This window comes from Flavobacterium sp. LMO6, from assembly GCF_009495795.1.
In the GTDB taxonomy this organism is placed as follows: domain Bacteria; phylum Bacteroidota; class Bacteroidia; order Flavobacteriales; family Flavobacteriaceae; genus Flavobacterium.
In genome coordinates this window covers 24206-42938 of record NZ_WIBH01000001.1, presented here as the reverse complement: position 1 = coordinate 42938, position 18733 = coordinate 24206, and the positions used below count along the sequence as shown (strand labels likewise).

General features: G+C 32.7%; 14 protein-coding genes. 8 read left to right on the top strand and 6 right to left on the bottom strand.

Translation table 11 applies throughout. The features are described 5' to 3' along the window. Positions 1–62: 62 nt before the first annotated feature. The 3 genes from rnc to GFJ99_RS00140 all read right to left on the bottom strand — a co-directional run bounded on the left by rnc (position 63) and on the right by GFJ99_RS00140 (position 2477). On the bottom strand, positions 63–806 hold the full coding sequence (gene rnc / locus GFJ99_RS00150; protein ID WP_238990057.1) for a ribonuclease III: 744 nt from the start codon (positions 804–806) through the stop codon (positions 63–65). A gap of 4 nt (positions 807–810) precedes the next feature. Next, positions 811–2064, bottom strand: coding sequence for a beta-ketoacyl-ACP synthase II (gene fabF / locus GFJ99_RS00145; protein ID WP_153207021.1), 1254 nt, complete (start codon positions 2062–2064; stop codon positions 811–813). A gap of 176 nt (positions 2065–2240) precedes the next feature. Next, a complete protein-coding gene (locus GFJ99_RS00140; protein ID WP_007137004.1) occupies positions 2241–2477 on the bottom strand; it encodes an acyl carrier protein in 237 nt (78 codons plus the stop codon). 171 nt (positions 2478–2648) lie between these two features. On the opposite strand from GFJ99_RS00140, the gene GFJ99_RS00135 reads away from it, so the two are divergent. Further along, positions 2649–3212, top strand: a complete 564-nt coding sequence (locus tag GFJ99_RS00135; protein WP_040470326.1) for a phosphoribosylglycinamide formyltransferase — start codon at positions 2649–2651, stop codon at positions 3210–3212. Between the two features lie 11 nt (positions 3213–3223). Beyond that, on the top strand, positions 3224–3703 hold the full coding sequence (gene rnhA / locus GFJ99_RS00130; RefSeq protein WP_008255116.1) for a ribonuclease HI: 480 nt from the start codon (positions 3224–3226) through the stop codon (positions 3701–3703). A gap of 37 nt (positions 3704–3740) precedes the next feature. Here rnhA and GFJ99_RS00125 read toward each other — a convergent pair whose 3' ends face one another. Continuing rightward, positions 3741–4649, bottom strand: a complete 909-nt coding sequence (locus GFJ99_RS00125; protein ID WP_008255114.1) for a DUF6268 family outer membrane beta-barrel protein — start codon at positions 4647–4649, stop codon at positions 3741–3743. 261 nt (positions 4650–4910) lie between these two features. Between GFJ99_RS00125 and GFJ99_RS00120 the strand changes: the two genes are divergently transcribed. Together GFJ99_RS00120 and GFJ99_RS00115 are read left to right on the top strand one after the other, a co-directional pair. Beyond that, the gene (locus GFJ99_RS00120) at positions 4911–5840 is read left to right on the top strand and encodes a PfkB family carbohydrate kinase (RefSeq protein WP_153207020.1); all 930 of its coding nucleotides are present in this window, start codon (positions 4911–4913) and stop codon (positions 5838–5840) included. 135 nt (positions 5841–5975) lie between these two features. Then, positions 5976–7874, top strand: a complete 1899-nt coding sequence (locus GFJ99_RS00115) for an amidophosphoribosyltransferase (RefSeq protein WP_153207019.1) — start codon at positions 5976–5978, stop codon at positions 7872–7874. 439 nt (positions 7875–8313) lie between these two features. Here GFJ99_RS00115 and GFJ99_RS00110 read toward each other — a convergent pair whose 3' ends face one another. Beyond that, positions 8314–8919: a superoxide dismutase gene (locus GFJ99_RS00110; RefSeq protein ID WP_153207018.1), complete on the bottom strand. Its 606-nt coding sequence runs from the start codon at positions 8917–8919 to the stop codon at positions 8314–8316. Positions 8920–9026: 107 nt separating this feature from the next. On the opposite strand from GFJ99_RS00110, the gene GFJ99_RS00105 reads away from it, so the two are divergent. The 4 genes from GFJ99_RS00105 to GFJ99_RS00090 all read left to right on the top strand — a co-directional run bounded on the left by GFJ99_RS00105 (position 9027) and on the right by GFJ99_RS00090 (position 17790). Further along, complete coding sequence (locus GFJ99_RS00105; protein ID WP_153207017.1) at positions 9027–12215, top strand: exodeoxyribonuclease V subunit beta; 3189 nt, start codon at positions 9027–9029, stop codon at positions 12213–12215. A gap of 31 nt (positions 12216–12246) precedes the next feature. Continuing rightward, positions 12247–13443, top strand: coding sequence for a glycine C-acetyltransferase (kbl, locus tag GFJ99_RS00100; RefSeq protein ID WP_153207016.1), 1197 nt, complete (start codon positions 12247–12249; stop codon positions 13441–13443). Positions 13444–13545: 102 nt separating this feature from the next. Then, entirely contained in the window at positions 13546–14949 is a 1404-nt protein-coding gene (locus GFJ99_RS00095) for an OmpA family protein (RefSeq protein WP_008255103.1), read from the top strand. Positions 14950–15012: 63 nt separating this feature from the next. After that, positions 15013–17790, top strand: coding sequence for a PD-(D/E)XK nuclease family protein (locus GFJ99_RS00090; protein WP_153207015.1), 2778 nt, complete (start codon positions 15013–15015; stop codon positions 17788–17790). Positions 17791–17910: 120 nt separating this feature from the next. Here the strand turns inward: GFJ99_RS00090 and GFJ99_RS00085 are convergent, their stop codons facing one another. After that, positions 17911–18693 carry an alpha/beta fold hydrolase gene (locus GFJ99_RS00085; protein WP_008255101.1) on the bottom strand — a complete coding sequence of 261 codons (783 nt, stop codon included), beginning with the start codon at positions 18691–18693 and terminating at the stop codon, positions 17911–17913. Positions 18694–18733 lie beyond the last annotated feature (40 nt).

The following is an 18733-nucleotide window of genomic DNA, read 5'->3' as shown; positions in this document are numbered from 1 at the left end:
AAAAAACATCCATTTGCGTGTTCTTAACGTTAATTTAGTAACGAAAACGTTTTAGTACTGCATTATTTTTTTGAAATTTTTTCTTGTAATGCAAAATAAGCTCGTTGAGATGCTTTTTCTTCTGCTTTTTTCTTAGAAGTAGCTCTTGCGCGAGCAATAATTTTTTGGTCAATAAGTAGTTTTACCCCAAAATATTTTTGCCCTTCGATTCCATTATCTTCTACAAAATCAAAAAAGAATGAAATTTTTTCTTTCTGACACCATTCAATAATTAAACTTTTATAGCTGATAACTTTACCTTCTAATTTAGCAATATCTACATATTGTTTAATGATTTTTGTACGAATAAATTTTTCGCAAAATTCAAATCCTCTATCTAAATAAATTGCACCAATAAAGGCTTCAAATAAATTACCATGAATATTTTCGCCAAATTGACTCGAATTAACTTTGCTTTCTACAAAGCTCACTAAATTAAAATCGCGGCCTAATTCGTTTAGGTGTTCTCTACTTACAATTTTAGAGCGCATTTTTGTTAAATAACCTTCGTCTCCCGATGGTACTTCATTATATAAATGTGCAGCAATAACACTTCCAAGCATGGCGTCACCCAAGAATTCTAAACGCTCATAATTAAACGGGTTTCCTTTTTCGTCTACTTTGTTGGTAGAACGGTGCGTAAATGCTTTTTTGTAATATCTTAATTCTTTAGGTTCGAAACCTAGTATTTTGGTAATTTTTTCAAAAAAAATCCCGTCTTCTGGAGAACGGGAGTTTTTTCTTATTTTATTAAATAATCGACGCATGTAGTTAGTCTTCCAATTTTTTAAATAATACACAAGCATTGTGACCTCCAAAACCGAAGGTATTACTCATTGCTACTTTAATTTCGCGTTTTTGCGCTTTATTTAAAGTTAAATTTAATTCAGGATTAATGTTTTCGTCAACTACTGTATGGTTAATCGTTGGAGGAACAATACTGTGTTGCATAGCTAAGATAGAAGCAATTGCTTCAATTGCACCAGCAGCACCAAGTAAGTGTCCTGTCATTGATTTTGTAGAGTTAATATTAATGTTTTTAGCATGATCACCAAAAACATGACTTATAGCTTTTAATTCTGCAACATCGCCAAGAGGTGTAGAAGTTCCGTGCGTATTAATGTGGTCTACTTGATCAGGAGTCATTCCAGCATCACGTAACGTGTTTTCCATAACAGCAATAACGCCAATTCCTTCTGGATGTGGAGCTGTTAAATGGTATGCGTCCGAAGACATTCCACCACCACCAACTTCACAATAAATCTTAGCACCACGCGCTTTAGCATGTTCGTATTCTTCTAAAACTAAAGCACCTGCACCTTCCCCTAAAACAAAACCATCACGAGTAGCATCAAAAGGTCTTGAAGCTGTTTCTGGACTATCATTTCTAGTTGATAAGGCGTGCATAGAATTAAATCCACCCATTCCTGCAATAGTTACAGCTGCTTCAGAACCACCTGAAATGATAACATCACACATTCCTAATCGGATGTAGTTGAATGCATCAATTAAGGCATTGGCAGAAGAAGCACAAGCAGAAACAGTAGTATAATTTGGACCCATATAGCCATTTCTCATAGAAATATGAGCTGGAGCAATATCGGCAATCATTTTAGGAATAAAGAAAGGATTAAACTTTGGAGTTCCATCGCCTTTTGCATAATACATAACTTCGTCTTGGAAAGTTTCTAAACCACCAATACCAGCACCCCAAATAACACCTACTCTGTGCTTGTTTACGTTGTCTTTAGTTAATCCGGCATCTTTTATAGCCTCATCACTAGCAGCAATGGCGTATTGAGCAAATTTATCCAATCGGCGCGATTCTTTACGATCCATGTAATCTTCGATGTTGAAGTTTTTAACTTCACAAGCAAATTTTGTCTTATGTTTTTCAGTATCGTAATACGTTATGGGTGCAGCACCACTTTTCCCATTTATTAAACCATCCCAGTATTCTTGAATGGAATTTCCAATTGGGGTTAATGCTCCAAGGCCAGTTACAACAACACGCTTTAATTGCATATTCTTATTTTTAAATATCGTTTAAACAAATAATACCCGTGTTTTCTTTAATTTATTATAGTAAAGAGACAAGGGTATTTCAATATATTGTGATTGAAATTCAATCAAAAATAGTCTAATTTTTTTAAAATAATAAAAACCCGCATGCAAATAAATGCACACGGGCGTTTTATTTATTATTTTTTAGCTTCTTCGATGTAAGAAATAGCTTGACCTACAGTAGCAATGTTTTCCGCTTGGTCGTCTGGAATTTGAATATCAAATTCTTTTTCGAACTCCATAATAAGCTCAACAGTGTCTAATGAATCAGCTCCTAAATCGTTAGTGAAGCTAGCTTCTGTTACAACTTCGTTTTCGTCAACACCTAATTTGTCTACGATAATCGCTTTTACTCTTGATGCAATGTCTGACATAATCTTTAATTTTTAATTTAATTTGTTGGCAAAAATAAAAAACTTTATTTTAAAACAACATTTTTGTTACTAAATGTGACCACGAAAATAAAAAAAATAATTCATAAAGGCTTCTTTTTTTTATTTTTTACCAATTTTTATTCTTTTTTTTGTGGGAAGAAATCAATTCAAATGAAAAATATTGTCCTTTTTGCTTCCGGTAACGGTTCTAATGCAGAAGAAATTATTAAATATTTTAAAAATAACAACCAATCAACTGTAGTAGCTGTTTTTTCAAATAAGCAAGAGGCTAAAGTTTTGGATAGAGCTAAAAATCACAACTTGCCTGCTGTAGTTTTTAACAAAGAGCAATTAAATGATGGTTTTGTTTTGGAAAAATTACATCAGTTGCAACCTGATTTAATTGTTTTAGCCGGATTTTTACTAAAATTTCCCGAATCTATTCTTAAGGAATATCCAAAAGTGATTAACATTCATCCTGCTTTATTACCAAAATACGGAGGAAAAGGAATGTATGGCATGAATGTGCATCAAGCGGTTTTAGAAAATAAAGAAAAAGAAACAGGAATAACTATTCATTATGTAAATGAACATTATGATGAAGGTGAATTTATTTTTCAACAATCGGTAAATATCGAAGATTGCAAATCGGCAGAAGAAATTGCAAATAAAATCCACGAATTAGAACATCAATATTTTCCTGAAGTAATAGGAAAGCTAATCACTAATCACTAATTACTATTCACTTGAGTCACGAAGTTCACATATACACAGATGGCGCTGCCAAGGGAAATCCAGGTCCGGCTGGCTATGGCGTGGTGATGGAAATGGTAGGAACTCCGTATAAAAAAGAATTTTACGAAGGTTTTCGATTGTCTACTAATAATAGAATGGAATTGTTGGCGGTAATTGTAGGTTTAGAAAAATTAAAAAATCCAAAAACCAAAGTTTTAGTGGTTTCCGATTCAAAATATGTGGTGGATTCAGTAGAAAAGCGTTGGGTGTTTCAGTGGGAAAAAATAAACTTCAAAGCCAAGAAAAATCCCGATTTATGGATGCGTTTCTTGAAAATTTATCGCCAACACCAAGTTGATTTTCAATGGGTAAAAGGACACAACAGTCATCCTCAAAACGAACGTTGCGATGAGTTAGCCGTTATGGCATCGCAACAAGAGAAATTGTCTATTGACGAGTTTTACGAAAGAGAAGAAGAGAAGTTGTTGTAGAGTCATAAAAAAAGGAGCTTTTCAGCTCCCTTTATTTTTATTTTTGCTCTTTTGTTAAATCAAATCGATAAATAGCATCAAACCCTAGATATAAAGAAGAATCAAATTCCGAGTTAAGTCGGTTTCTCTTGTCTGAACTCAATGGAAACGTTAATACTTGCGCTCCTACTTTTTCATTGCTGTTATAAACGGCATAATCTGTAGTATCAAAACCAACTTTTCCTCTAAGAATAATTGAATTATCCATTAAACTAAGCGCTGCATATAAAGCAAATCGAATAGATTCTTCTTGAGTATAAAAATCAGAGTTGAATTCCGATAAATTATAAGATTTAATTGAAGTAAGCAAGTCGGTACCTACACTGAACTTTTTAGATAAAGCATAATTTGCATCCATACGAATGGGTAAAGTAGCGTTTATGTAAAATTTATTGTCTTTAGATCGGTGCCAAAGACCAATCAAAGGCGTAATGGTTGAGCCATGATTCTCAGAAGAAGCATATAATCCAAACTTTATTTTATACCCTTCGCTATATTGATAATCTAAAACGGCTAATCCACCAAATTGGAAATCGTTTGACCCAATATTGTCAAAATCAGATGCTATTTTAGGAAGAAAAACATAAGTTCCAGACCATTTTTCTGAATGTTGGTATTTCATACCTAGATTTAATCGAGTCATGGTCAAACTGCTTCTTTCTGCGCCTTCAGAAAAATTTAATCGTGTGTTTTCAACTGTAAAACCGGTTAACAAAACTGCTTTTTCAGATAGTTTTTTAGGAAAGTAAACTTCCATGTTAAGATTGTTTACACTTGTTTCGTAATCACTGTCTACATTTCCTAATGTTGCATTATTTATAGACAATTTAAAAATATCAACATAGTCTTGCGCATTTACACCAACTGTAAAAAGAGTAAAAAGCACTAATAATTTCATTTTTTTCATGAATTTTCTATTTTTTGTTTGTAATTTTTTTCAAAAATATTCTTTAGCTACTAAAAATGTTAAAAAAATAGAAAGTATTAAATTATGATAACCATAAAATTAATTTATGTATTTGGTTTTTAATCATAAAACGATACAAAACACTAGCATTCAAAACTTTTATCCTGAAGTTTCGGAATTTAAACTTTTAAACTTCTAAACAAAAACTTATCTTTGCACCTTTAATTTGAGATTGCTTCAAAATCTCGTAATGACAATTTAATGAACAAATTATTAATAGTAGGAACAGTAGCTTTTGATGCTATTGAAACACCTTTCGGAAAAACAGATAAAATTTTAGGTGGAGCAGCAACTTATATTGGGTTAGCCTCTAACTTTTTTAATGTAGATGCAGCTATAGTTTCTGTAGTAGGAGAAGATTTTCCAAAGGAATATTTAGATTTATTAGAAAATAAAGGAGTAAATATCGAAGGAATTGAAATCGTAAAAGGAGGAAAAACCTTCTTTTGGAGTGGAAAATACCACAACGACTTAAATTCTCGCGATACTTTAGTAACAGAATTAAACGTTTTGGCCGATTTTAATCCGGTTGTGCCACAAGGATATAAAAATTCAGATGTTGTATTGTTAGGAAACTTACATCCAATTGTACAATCTGGAGTTTTAAACCAAATGGCTGAAAGACCAAAATTAGTGGTTTTAGACACCATGAATTTTTGGATGGATTGTGCCTTACCAGAATTATTAGATGTAATTAAACGTGTAGATGTAATCACAATAAATGATGAAGAAGCACGTCAGTTATCAGGAGAATATTCTTTGGTAAAAGCAGCGGCTAAAATTCACACAATGGGACCAAAATATGTAGTAATCAAAAAAGGAGAACACGGAGCGTTATTGTTCCACAACAAAGAAGTATTCTTTGCTCCAGCATTACCATTAGAAGAAGTTTTTGATCCAACAGGAGCTGGTGATACATTTGCAGGAGGTTTTGCAGGTTACATTGCACAATCTGAAAACATTTCGTTTAACAATCTGAAAAACGGAATTATTCATGGTTCAAACTTAGCGTCTTTCTGTGTGGAAAAATTTGGAACAGAAAGAATGGTTGACCTTGATAAAAAGGAAGTTAATGCGCGTTTAAAACAATTTAAAGCGTTAACACAATTTGAAATAGAATTAGAAGAATAAAAACGTGCCTCGAATTTTCGGGGCATTTTTTGTTTCAAAAATAAATATAAAAACACATAGGCACATAGTTTAATTTTCTGTGAATCTATGTGTTAAAAAAAGAAAATACAACAACCTACAACAACACAACAACTTATGAGTGACGCTATACAACACGAATGTGGAATTGCATTACTACGATTAAAAAAACCGTTAGAATTCTATAAAGAAAAATACGGAACCGCTTTCTACGGAGTACAAAAAATGTACTTATTAATGGAAAAGCAACACAACCGCGGTCAAGACGGAGCCGGATTAGCAAGTATTAAATTAGATGTAGATCCAGGAGAACGTTACATAAGCCGAATTCGTTCAAATGACGCACAACCTATAAAGGATATTTTTGCTCAAATTAACGATAGAATTACTCGTGAGTTAGATGAGCATCCAGAATATCAAAACAATGTGGCGCTTCAAAAACAAAATATTCCATACATTGGAGAATTGTTTTTAGGACATGTTCGTTATGGTACTTTTGGTAAAAACAGTATCGAAAGTGTGCATCCTTTTTTACGTCAAAATAACTGGAAACACCGTAATTTAATTGTTGCCGGAAACTTTAATATGACAAATGTTAAAGAGTTATTCCAAAACTTAATTGACTTAGGACAACATCCAAAACAAATGGCCGATACCGTTACCGTAATGGAAAAAATAGGGCATTTTTTAGATGACGAAGTTACCGATTTATACAAACAATGTAAATTAGAAGGGTTTTCTAAACAAGAAGCTTCGCCAATTATTGGGGAACGATTAAATGTACAACGCATTTTAGAACGCGCTTCTCGTAATTTTGATGGAGGTTATGCAATGGCTGGTCTTTTTGGACATGGCGATTCTTTTGTAATGCGTGATCCAGCCGGAATTCGTCCAGCATTTTTTTACGAAGATGATGAAATTGTAGTGGTTGCTTCAGAACGTCCGGTAATTCAAACAGTATTCAATGTTCCATTTGAAAAAGTACAAGAATTAACACCAGGTAGCGCCATCATTATCAAGAAAAACGGAAATGTTTCTGTTGAAGAAGTAAGAATGCCATTAGTAAAAAAAGCATGTTCGTTTGAACGTATTTATTTTTCTCGTGGTAGCGATGCCGAAATTTATAGAGAAAGAAAAGAATTAGGAAAACTAATTTTTCCAAGTGTTTTAAAAGCTATTGATAACGATACCGATAATACCGTTTTTTCTTTTATTCCAAATACGGCAGAAACTTCTTTTTACGGAATGTCTGAAGCGGCTCAAGATTTCTTAAATCAAAGAAAAGCAAAGGCAATTATAGAACAAAAAGACACGTTAACAGAAGACAGTTTAAAAGAATTACTTTCAGTTAAAATTAGAACAGAAAAAATTGCAATTAAAGATGCTAAATTAAGAACTTTTATTACAGAAGATAGTAGTAGAGATGATTTGGTAGCACACGTATATGATGTAACTTACGGTGTGGTTAAACCAACCGATAATTTAGTAATTATTGATGATAGTATTGTAAGAGGAACTACCTTAAAACAGAGTATCATAAAAATGATGGATCGTTTGCATCCAAAGAAAATTGTAGTAGTTTCATCTGCTCCTCAAATTCGTTACCCAGATTGTTACGGAATTGATATGGCTAAATTGGAAGGGTTAGTGGCTTTTAGAGCTGCTTTAGGGTTGTTAAAAGATCGAAACTTATATCATATAGTTGATGAGGTTTATAAAAAATCAAAAGCACAAGAAGATTTTAATGATTCAGATGTTGTAAATTATGTAAAAGAAATTTATGCGCCTTTTTCTGATCAGGAAATTTCTGATAAAATTGCCGAAATGCTTACTCCAGAAAACACAAAAGCAGAAGTTACTATTATTTATCAAACTGTAGCCGATTTACATATTGCTTGTCCTAAAAATTTAGGTGACTGGTATTTTACAGGAGATTATCCTACAGATGGAGGTAACAGAGTGGTAAACCGTGCATTTATGAATTTTTATGAAGGAAAAGACGCTAGAGCATACTAAAAAACGCATTTCATCGGTTTTTTATTCCGTATAACAATTATTTAATGAATTATAAATTTCTCGTTATACATTTGACTCACGAAATAAAATTAGTAGGTTAAGTTTTATCGTAGATTTGGGGCAAAAAGGGTGAAAGAAATTTCACCTTTTTTTTTGTTTAAAACGGAAATAGTTTTTCTTAAAAAGATAATTTCATTGGTTTTGTTTTGTAAAAACGCATTTCGTCGAGTATTTAGGTTTTTCAACAAGTTTTTTGTATTAATAAATAAGCTAGCTATACTTTAGCACTACCAGAAAATTAGTAGGTTAAGTTTTATGGTAGATTTGGGGCAAAAAGGGTGAAAGAAATTTCACCTTTTTTTCATTTAAGAAATTGGTAAAATACAAAAAAGCCGAAGAGTTGCCATACTCTTCGGCTTTTTTATTTATTGTTCTTAGATTATTTTGACGCAGCAAAACGTTTTGCTACTTCAGTCCAATTTATTACATTGAAGAAAGCTTCCATATAGTCAGGACGACGGTTTTGATAATTTAAGTAATAAGCATGTTCCCAAACATCCATTCCTAAAATTGGTTGTCCGCCACAAGCAACACCTGGCATTAATGGGTTGTCTTGATTTGGAGTAGAACAAACTTCTAATTTTCCATCTTTTACACATAACCAAGCCCAACCAGAACCAAAACGAGTAGCTCCAGCTTTAGAAAATTCTGCTTTAAAAGCATCAAATGAACTAAAAGCAGCATCAATAGCAGTTGCTAATTCACCTGTTGGCAAACCACCACCGTTTGGCGACATAATTTCCCAAAATAAAGTGTGATTAAAATGTCCACCACCATTGTTACGAACTGCCATATTGTTCATATCAAGATTTTTCATGATATCTTCAATAGATTTTCCTTCTAATTCAGTTCCAGCAATAGCTGCGTTTAAGTTAGTAACGTAAGCATTGTGATGTTTTGAATGGTGAATTTCCATTGTTTTTGCATCAATATGTGGTTCTAATGCGTCATACGCATACGATAATTGTGGTAATTCAAAAGCCATAATATTTTATTTTTAGATTAGTAATATTTTCACCAAATTTACAAATTAAACTTCGGATTCAAAAATAGATAGTTTCTATATCACTATTATTAAGATAAATATAACATTTGAACACAACAGCTTTTACCATATATGACGCTTCGGCTGGCTCAGGAAAAACCTATACACTAACAAAAGAATATCTAAAAATTCTTTTCTTGGCCACGAATGATGATGCCTATCGAAAAATTTTGGCCATTACGTTTACCAACAAAGCAGTGGAAGAAATGAAAAGCAGAATTGTATCGAGTTTGTACGAGTTTTCAATTGATACGACTTCTGATAAAGCGATGGAATTGCTAAAAGATGTCTCGACTGAAACCAAACTGAGTATCGCCACTTTAAAAGATAAATCGAAAGCCATCATCAAAAATATCATTCACAATTATGCGGCGTTTGATATTTCTACAATTGATAAATTCACGCACAAAGTCATACGAACGTTTGCGCAAGATTTAAATTTGCCTCCGAATTTTGAAGTTTCATTGGAAACCGATTCGCTTTTGCAAGAAGCTATCGATTTGGTAATTTCGAAAGCTGGAGACGATGTAAATTTGACTAAATTACTAATTGAATTTTCAAAAGAAAAAACCGACGACGATAAAAACTGGGACATTTCAGCTGAATTATTAAAGGTGGCCCAATTGATTACTAACGAAAACAATTCGGAAGAAATCAAAGAAATGTCCGATAAGAGTTTGGATGATTTTGGTGTCATCAAAAAGAAATTACAAGAAGAAGTTAAGCAATTAAAATCGGAATGTAAAGCTATTGCTAAAACTGTTTTGGATAAAATTGATACGAATGGCGTTTCTCGAAAATCGTTTTATTCGAGTTATGTTACTAATCATTTAGAAAAAGTTGCAGCGGATAAAATCGCTATTAACGAAACGGTAATTAATTATTTAGACGGAACAAAATCGCCTTATTCAAAGTCGGTTCCACAATCTGATAAGGATTTTATCGATGAAAATGCATCCGAAATTTTAGCTTCGGTTGTTGCAATCAATGAAAAAGCAGGAAAAATTTCAATGTACGAAGCTTTTCTGCAAAATCTAAATCCACTTTCGTTATTAAACACGATTTATCAAGAATTCAAACAAATTCAAGAAGAACAAAATTTAGTTTCCATTTCCGATTTCAATAAAATTATTCACAACGAAATTCAAAACCAGCCAGCGCCCTTTATTTATGAGCGTTTGGGCGAAAAATACCGTCATTATTTTATTGATGAATTTCAAGATACATCGGTAATGCAATGGCAAAATTTAATTCCGTTAATCGATAACGCACTTTCTGGTCAAGACGATTTTGGTCAGCAAGGAACGTTGATGTTGGTTGGTGATCCAAAACAAGCCATTTACCGTTGGCGCGGAGGAAAAGCCGAACAATTTATTGATTTGGCAAAAGAAGATAAAAAGCACAATCCGTTTTCCAATAAAGATAAAGAAACGCTTCGTTTAGGTACAAATTACCGCAGTTTTAGCGAAGTGATTCATTTTAATAATGCGTTTTTTTATCAATTATCAGATAAATTTCAGAACGAAGATTATAAAAATCTGTACGAAAATCTTTCGCATCAAGAAGTAAACTCGAAAAAAGGAGGTTATGTAAATTTATCGTTTATTGAAGTGCCAGAAGATGAAGCCGAAGTTGAAGGATTTGATTCAGACAACGATTCGATTTCTGTAAAAGATAAATTTTACTTGAATCAAACCTTAAAAACTATTGAAAAATGTATTGCTAATGGATTTGAATACAAAGATATTGTTTTGCTTACGCGAACGAAAGCACCCGGAATTAAGTTGGCGAATTTCTTAACCGAAAACAGTGTTCCGATTTTATCTTCGGAAACTTTATTGATTCAAAATGCGACCGAAGTGAAGTTGTTGATTGCGTTGCTTCGCTATTTGAAAAATCCAAAAGACGATGAATCGAAAGTGTATTTTCTCTATTTCATTGCGAAATATTTGCAATCGGAAGTAGCAATTCATGATTTTATTTTGGCTGCAAAAGATAAAAATTCGGAAGAATTAGAATCGTTTTTAAAAACCATCGGAATAGAAATTTCGTTTAAAAATTGCAAGAAAAAATCCTTGTATGAAGCGGTTGAAATTTTGATTGCTACTTTTTTAAATGATAAAGTGAATACTTCGTATTTGCAGTATTTTTTGGATTTGGTGTTAGAAAAAGACGTAAAAGTGCAATCTAGCATTTCGGATTTCTTGGAATATTGGGATAAAATTGGGTATCAAAAAAGTATTCCGTCACCAGAAGGAACCAACGCTGTTCGGATCATGACGATTCATAAATCGAAAGGATTAGAGTTTCCAGTGGTAATTTTTCCGTTTGCCGAAGAAGATTTTTCGAGAAAAATTAAAGATAAACTTTGGATTCCGTTAGAAGATTCGAATATCGATTTGCCAAAAGCATTAATTAATAATCGGAAAGAAGTAGAAACATACGGAAACGAAGCAAAAACCATTTTTCAAACTAAAAATCAAGAAGAAGTTTTAGATATAATTAATGTTTTGTACGTGGCTTTAACACGTGCAGAAGAACAATTGTATGTAATTTCAAATAAATTAGTAACCAAAAAAGGGGATTTGGTCACCAATAATTTATCCTATTATTTCTTAGAGTTTTTACAGATTTGTGAGAAATATGAAGAAACAAAATTAGAATACGAATTCGGAAATCCAACCCGAATATCAGTCAACAAAGCGCACCAAGGAAAAAATAACCAAATTGGTATTGTAAAGCATAAGTTAAACCCTAAAAACATCAAAATTGCACAACGCGAAGCTTTAATGTGGGGAACATTGCAACAAGATGCTATTAATTTTGGAAACATTCTTCACGAAATTATGGCATTTATTCATACCAAAGAAGATGTGGATTTAGCAATTCAAAAGGCTACAGAATTAGGTTTGATTACGTTTTCTCAAAATGTAATTTTTAAAGAAACAATTGATAAAATCGTCAATCATGAAGAATTGATTTCTTTTTTTGATGCAGATGCCAAAGTATTCAACGAACAAAACATAATCAAAAAAGCCACAAAAAACAGCAAACCAGATAGAGTTGTGATTAAAGACAATTTGGCGTATTTATTAGATTATAAAACGGGAGAAAAACACAATAAACACAAAGCACAATTGGAAGAATATGAATTAGCTTTGCAAGAAATGAATTATACGGTTGTAAAAAAAGTACTTATATATATAGGAGAAAGTATAGAAATAGTAACTTTGTGACCATAAATTAATAACAACAAACAACAATAATATGTACGGAAAAATCCAACAACACCTACAAAATGAATTAAATACGATTCAAGAAAACGGATTATTTAAAAAAGAACGCATTATTACTTCGCCTCAAGGAGCAGAAATTACGATCTCAACTGGAGAAACGGTTTTAAATTTTTGTGCCAATAATTATTTAGGATTATCATCGCATCCAGAAGTAGTTCAAGCGGCAAAAGACGCTTTGGATTCTCACGGTTTCGGTATGTCATCAGTACGTTTTATTTGTGGAACTCAAGATATTCATAAAGAATTAGAACAAAAAATCGCAAATTTCTACGGAACAGAAGATACTATTTTATATGCAGCTGCTTTTGATGCTAATGGAGGCGTTTTCGAACCTTTATTAGGAGAAGAAGATTGTATTATTTCCGATAGTTTAAACCATGCGTCAATTATTGATGGAGTTCGTTTGTGTAAAGCAGCTCGTTATCGTTATGATAATAACAATATGGAAGACTTAGAGCAACAATTGATTAAAGCTACTGAAGCTGGTCATCGTTTTAAGCTTATTGTAACTGACGGAGTTTTTTCAATGGATGGATTAGTAGCGCCATTAGATAAAATTTGCGATTTAGCAGATAAATATGATGCTTTAGTAATGGTAGATGAATGTCACGCTGCTGGTTTTATTGGAGCTATAGGAAAAGGAACATTAGAAGCAAAAGGAGTAATGGGAAGAGTTGATATCATTACAGGAACACTAGGTAAAGCTTTAGGTGGAGCAATGGGAGGTTATACAACGGCAAAAAAAGAAGTAATCGAAATCTTACGTCAACGTTCTCGTCCTTATTTATTTTCAAATTCTTTAGCACCATCTATTGTTGGCGCCTCATTAAAAGTTTTTGAATTATTAGAAAAGGATACTACTTTAAGAGATAAACTAGAGTGGAATACGAATTATTTCAAAGCAGGATTAAGAAAAGCGGGTATTGATTTTATCGATGGTGACTCAGCAATTGTGCCAGTTATGCTTTATGATGCCAAATTATCGCAAGTAATGGCTGAAGAGTTATTAAAGAAAGGAATTTATGTTATAGGTTTTTTCTTTCCAGTTGTACCAAAAGACAAAGCACGTATTCGTGTGCAATTATCGGCCGCACATACGCAAAATCATTTAGATAAAGCGATAGAAGCTTTCACAGAAGTTGCAAAAAAATTAGGAATAATCAAGTAAAAATAGATAAACAAGTATTTTTTTTTAACAAAACTTTTGTATTTAAAAAAAACATATTACTTTTGCTCCAATTATAACGCATTGTAATTAAATAAATCACGTATGAAACATTTAAAAAAATTATTTGCTGCCGCTTTATTGTTTGCAGGTATGACATCTCAAGCACAAGACAGCAACAACCCGTGGGCAATCTCTTTTGGAGCTAACGGAGTAGACACTAAAGTAAGTGCTGTTGGAAACGATAGTCCAAAGTGGATTCAATTAGGTAATGCAAGAGATAACTGGAATTTTATTCCTTCAGTATCTTATTTAAACGTATCTAGATACGTTGGAGATGGTTTTTCATTTGGTGTAACAGGATCTGTTAACAAAATTGACAAAATGGTTTTCAGAGTTCCTGGAACTGGTTCAACAGATGTAGTAGTAAATCCTGGAGATTTATCTTACTATGCTTTTGATGCTACAATCAAATACAGCTTCATGGAAATGATTGGTACTAAATGGTTTGATCCATCTCTTAACATTGGAGGAGGTTATAATTTCTTTGGTGATGCATCTGCAGGAACAGTTAACGGAGGTTTAGGATTAACTTTTTGGTTTTCTGAGCAAGTTGGTTTACAATTACAATCTGTTTACAAACATTCATTTGATGATAACAGAGTTGCTGATTTAGACGTTCCAAGTCATATTCAACATTTTGTTGGTTTAACTTTCAAATTTGGAGGTAAAGATACAGATGGTGATGGAATTTACGATAAAGATGATGCATGTCCAGAAGTTGCTGGTTTACCAGAATTCAAAGGATGTCCAGATACAGATAAAGACGGAATCCAAGATTCAGAAGATGCTTGTCCAGAAGAAGCAGGTACTAAAGAATTAAACGGTTGTCCAGATAACGATGGAGACGGAATCATCAATTCAGAAGATGCTTGTCCAGAAGAAAAAGGAACCAAAATGATGAACGGCTGTCCAGATGCTGATGGTGATGGTGTTGCTGATAAAGATGACAATTGTCCTACTGTAGCTGGTGCAAAAGATAACGCTGGTTGTCCTTGGCCTGATACTGACGGAGACGGTGTTGCTGATAAAGATGACAAATGTCCTACTGTAGCTGGAACTGTTGCTAACAACGGATGTCCAGAAGTATCTGACGATACAATGAAAAAATTAAATGATTACGGTAAAACTATCTTGTTTAACTCTGGTAAAGCTTCTTTCCAAAAACAAACAATCCCAGTTTTACAAGCTATGACAGCTATCTTAAAAGAGTACCCAACAGCTAAATTCTCATTAGAGGGTCATACTGATAGTACTGGAGCTGATGCTTTAAATCAAAAATTATCTGAAGAAAGAGCTGCTGCTGTTAAGAACTTCTTAGTTGAAAACGGTATCGATGCTTCAAGATTATCTTCTAAAGGTTTTGGTGAGTCTATGCCAGTAGATTCTAACAAAACTGCTAAAGGTAAAGCTAACAACAGAAGAGTAGAAGTTAAATTAGTAAAATAATTTCTTTCTAAAATATATTAAGAAACGTCCCGATATATCGGGACGTTTTTTTATTTTTATAAAATGAATTCAACTACTTTTTTAGATAAATTAAGCCAAACCATTCTTTCACAATCGGATATTGAATTATCGAATTGCCTAATTGTTTTGCCAAACAAAAGAGCAAAGGTTTTTCTTTTAGAAAGCCTTAAAGAAAGAATTAATTCTACTTCTTTTGCTCCATCTATAATAAGTATTGAAGATTTCATTAAAGATATTTCAGGTCTTCGTACCATTGATCCAATTGAATTATTGTTTGAATTCTATGAAGTTTATCTTTCCGTTACAGAAAAAGCCAAGCAACAAACGTTTGAAGAATTTGCTACTTGGGCAAAAACAGCCATTCAAGATTTTAATGAAATAGACAGGTATTTGTTAGATCCAAATCATGTGTTTTCCTATCTAAAAGATATTGAAGCTTTGAAAAGATGGAATTTAGAACCAACAAATACTACAAAATTAATTGACACTCATTTAGAGTTTTGGGCAAAATTACCTTTGTACTACGAGTCGTTTTATAAACATCTATTAGAAAAAGGAATCGGTTATCAAGGTTTATTATACAGAGAAGCAGTTAAAAATTTAGCTTCTTTTACTAAAACAATTACCAATCAAATCTATTTTGCAGGTTTTAATGCCTTAAATCAAGCAGAGGAAAAAATATTCAAACATTTAGCCAACGAAAACAAAGCCAAAATGTATTGGGATATAGATGAGGTGTTTCTTAACGATTCTTATCATGATGCAGGTTTGTTTATTAGAAAGTTTAAAAAAGAATGGAAACCCTTTGTAAATCAAGATTTCGAATGTGTCGTTAATCATTTTAGTGAAGAAATGAATATCGAAATCATAGGCACTCCTAAAAGTATCGGTCAAGCTAAAATTGTTGGAACTATTATAGAAAAAATTCAATCTGAAAACCCAAATTTAGAAAAAACCGCTGTTGTTTTAGGAGACGAAAATTTGTTACTACCCGTTTTATATGGATTACCTGAAACGGTAGATGCTTTGAATATTACTATGGGTTATCCTAGTAAAAATAATCCTGCCCAATTGTTAATTAGTAAGTTGTTTAAAATGCATTCAAATGCCAAACAACGAAACGAAAAGAGTTACACATTCTACTACAAAGAAGTTTTAGACATCCTTAATCATCCTCTGGTGGAACCCTATTGTAAAGTTAACGATGTGGTTAATGTGATTCAGAATAACAATTTTACCTTTTTTTCGAACCAAAAATTATTTAGTTTATACGATGAGAAATATCCTAATTCAGAAAACAAATTTTTTCAATTGTTGTTTACGAGATGGGATGATGCTATATCGGATATTTTAGCAAATTTAAATGCAATTTTACTTACCATAAAATCCTATTTAAGCAATGATGATGACGAAGAGAAAGTGACTAAAGCTTTTGTGTATTCTGTTTTTAAAACGATAAATAAATTAACCAATTATCACGAAACGTATAATCAAATCGAAAGCTTGCCATCACTTCAGGCGATTTATAAGCAAATCATCGATTTAGCGGAGGTTTCTTTTGAAGGCGAACCATTATCGGGTCTTCAGGTAATGGGTGTTTTAGAAAGCCGCGTATTGGATTTTGAAAACGTAATTATTACTTCGGTAAACGAAGGAAAATTTCCTGCTGGAAAATCACAGAATTCATTCATTCCTTATGATGTAAAGAAAGAACTAGGCTTACCAACGTACAAAGAAAAAGATGCAATTTATTGCTATCACTTTTATCATTTGTTGTTGCGTGCGAAAAACGTTTGGTTGCTTTATAATACCGACAACGAAGGAATTGATGCTGGCGAAAAAAGTCGTTTCATTACTCAATTAGAAATCGAGAAACAACCAAAACACGCAATTACTAGTACAATTTATAACGCTGTTTTACCTGAAAAAGCATACGAACCTGTAACGATTCCTAAAACAGATAAAATTCTAACGCGTTTACAAGAAATTGCTTCAGAAAAAGGATTTTCTCCTTCATCTTTGACCAATTATATTAGAAATCCGCTACAATTTTATATGCAACGTATTTTGCGTATTAACGAGGCAGAAGATGTTGAAGAAAATATTGCGGCTAATACCCTAGGCACAATTATTCACAATGCATTAGAGGAATTGTATACACCATATTTGAATCAGTTTTTGGCTTTGCATCATATTGAAGCGATGGAGACAAAAATTGACGAGGTAATTTTAAAACATTTCAAAGAAATTTACAAAGAAGGCGAAATTACCAAAGGGAAAAACCTATTGGCTTTTGAAGTTGCCAAACGAAATGTTTACAATTTTTTACAAGTAGAAAAGAAAGATATCGAAGCAGGTCAAGCTATAAAAGTGCTTTTGTTAGAAGCGAGTTTGTCATGTGAAATAGAAGTAAAATCGTTACCCTTTCCAATAAAAATTGCTGGTAAAGTCGACCGAATTGAAGAACGAAACGGTGCTATTAGAATCATCGATTACAAAACCGGAAAAGTAGATGGAAATAGTTTAAAAGTTCTTGATTTTACTGATTTGACTTCCGATATTAAAAATGAAAAGATAATTCAGTTGTTATGCTATGCTTTAATGTTTGAAAATCACGAATTAAAACAAAACCGAGAAGTTTCAGCCGGAATAGTTTCTTTTAAAAACATGAAAAGTGGGTTTTTGCCTTTTGGCTTAGGAAAAGGAAAAGAGGCTGAAATTGTTATTTCAACCAATACTTTAGAAGATTTTAAATCCGAATTAGAAACGTTGATTGTGGAAATTTTTAATGTTGAAATTCCATTTAAGGAAAAAGTATAGTTCGCCGATGATTAAATAATTTTTATTGATTTAAAATCCTTATAATCTGAGAAATCTGTGGCAATTTTAGTTTGTGTTCATTGTGTCTTCTTAGTGGTCCCGAAGTTACTGGATTAGTGGTTAAACCCTTTTTAAAAAACCATTCAAAACGGTTAACAATTCTTCCTTGTTTTCAATATGACTCATGTGCCCATCAGGAAAAGTGTGCAATTTCACATCGGTTCCTTCAATTTGGTCGACGTTTTCATCATAATTTAAAACAGGGTCTTCTTTCCCTAAAATTAGCAGCATTGGATAATTGGCAAAATGCAAAATAACTTCTCGATCTTTTCTGATTTTCATGCCTTCCTGACAAGCAACAATGCCTTGAAGAGGTGTTTTTAATGCTTCCATCTTTACATATTCAATTTCATCCAATAGAATTTCCCGATTTTTTTCACTGAATAAATTGGCAACACTCATTTTGATACAAACCACATAATTCTTTTTTACAGCAATAATTGCTCGGTCACGATTAGCTTTTCGTTCGTCACTATCAGCTCTTGATGTGGAGTTTAAAAGAACCAAACCTTTCATAGCGTCTGGATACAATTCGGCGAAAGCCAAAGCAATATATCCACCCATTGAATGACCAACTAAAACCGCTTTTCTAATTTTCAATTCGTTTAAAACATGATGTACCATATCGGCTTGATCTTCCATCGTGTGCACGTAACCCAAGCATTCTGTTTGTCCGTGACCTAGTAAATCAATAGTAATAACGCGATGTTTTTTTGAAAACTCTGGCACAAAAGCATTCCACATTTCTTTATTTTCATAAAAACCATGCAATAAAACCACAGCCGTTCCTTTTCCTTGGTCGGTGTATGCAATTTTAGTGTTTTTAAAGTGGGTGGTTTTCATGATGGCAAAAATATGTTTTTAGCTACGATTTCTCGAATTA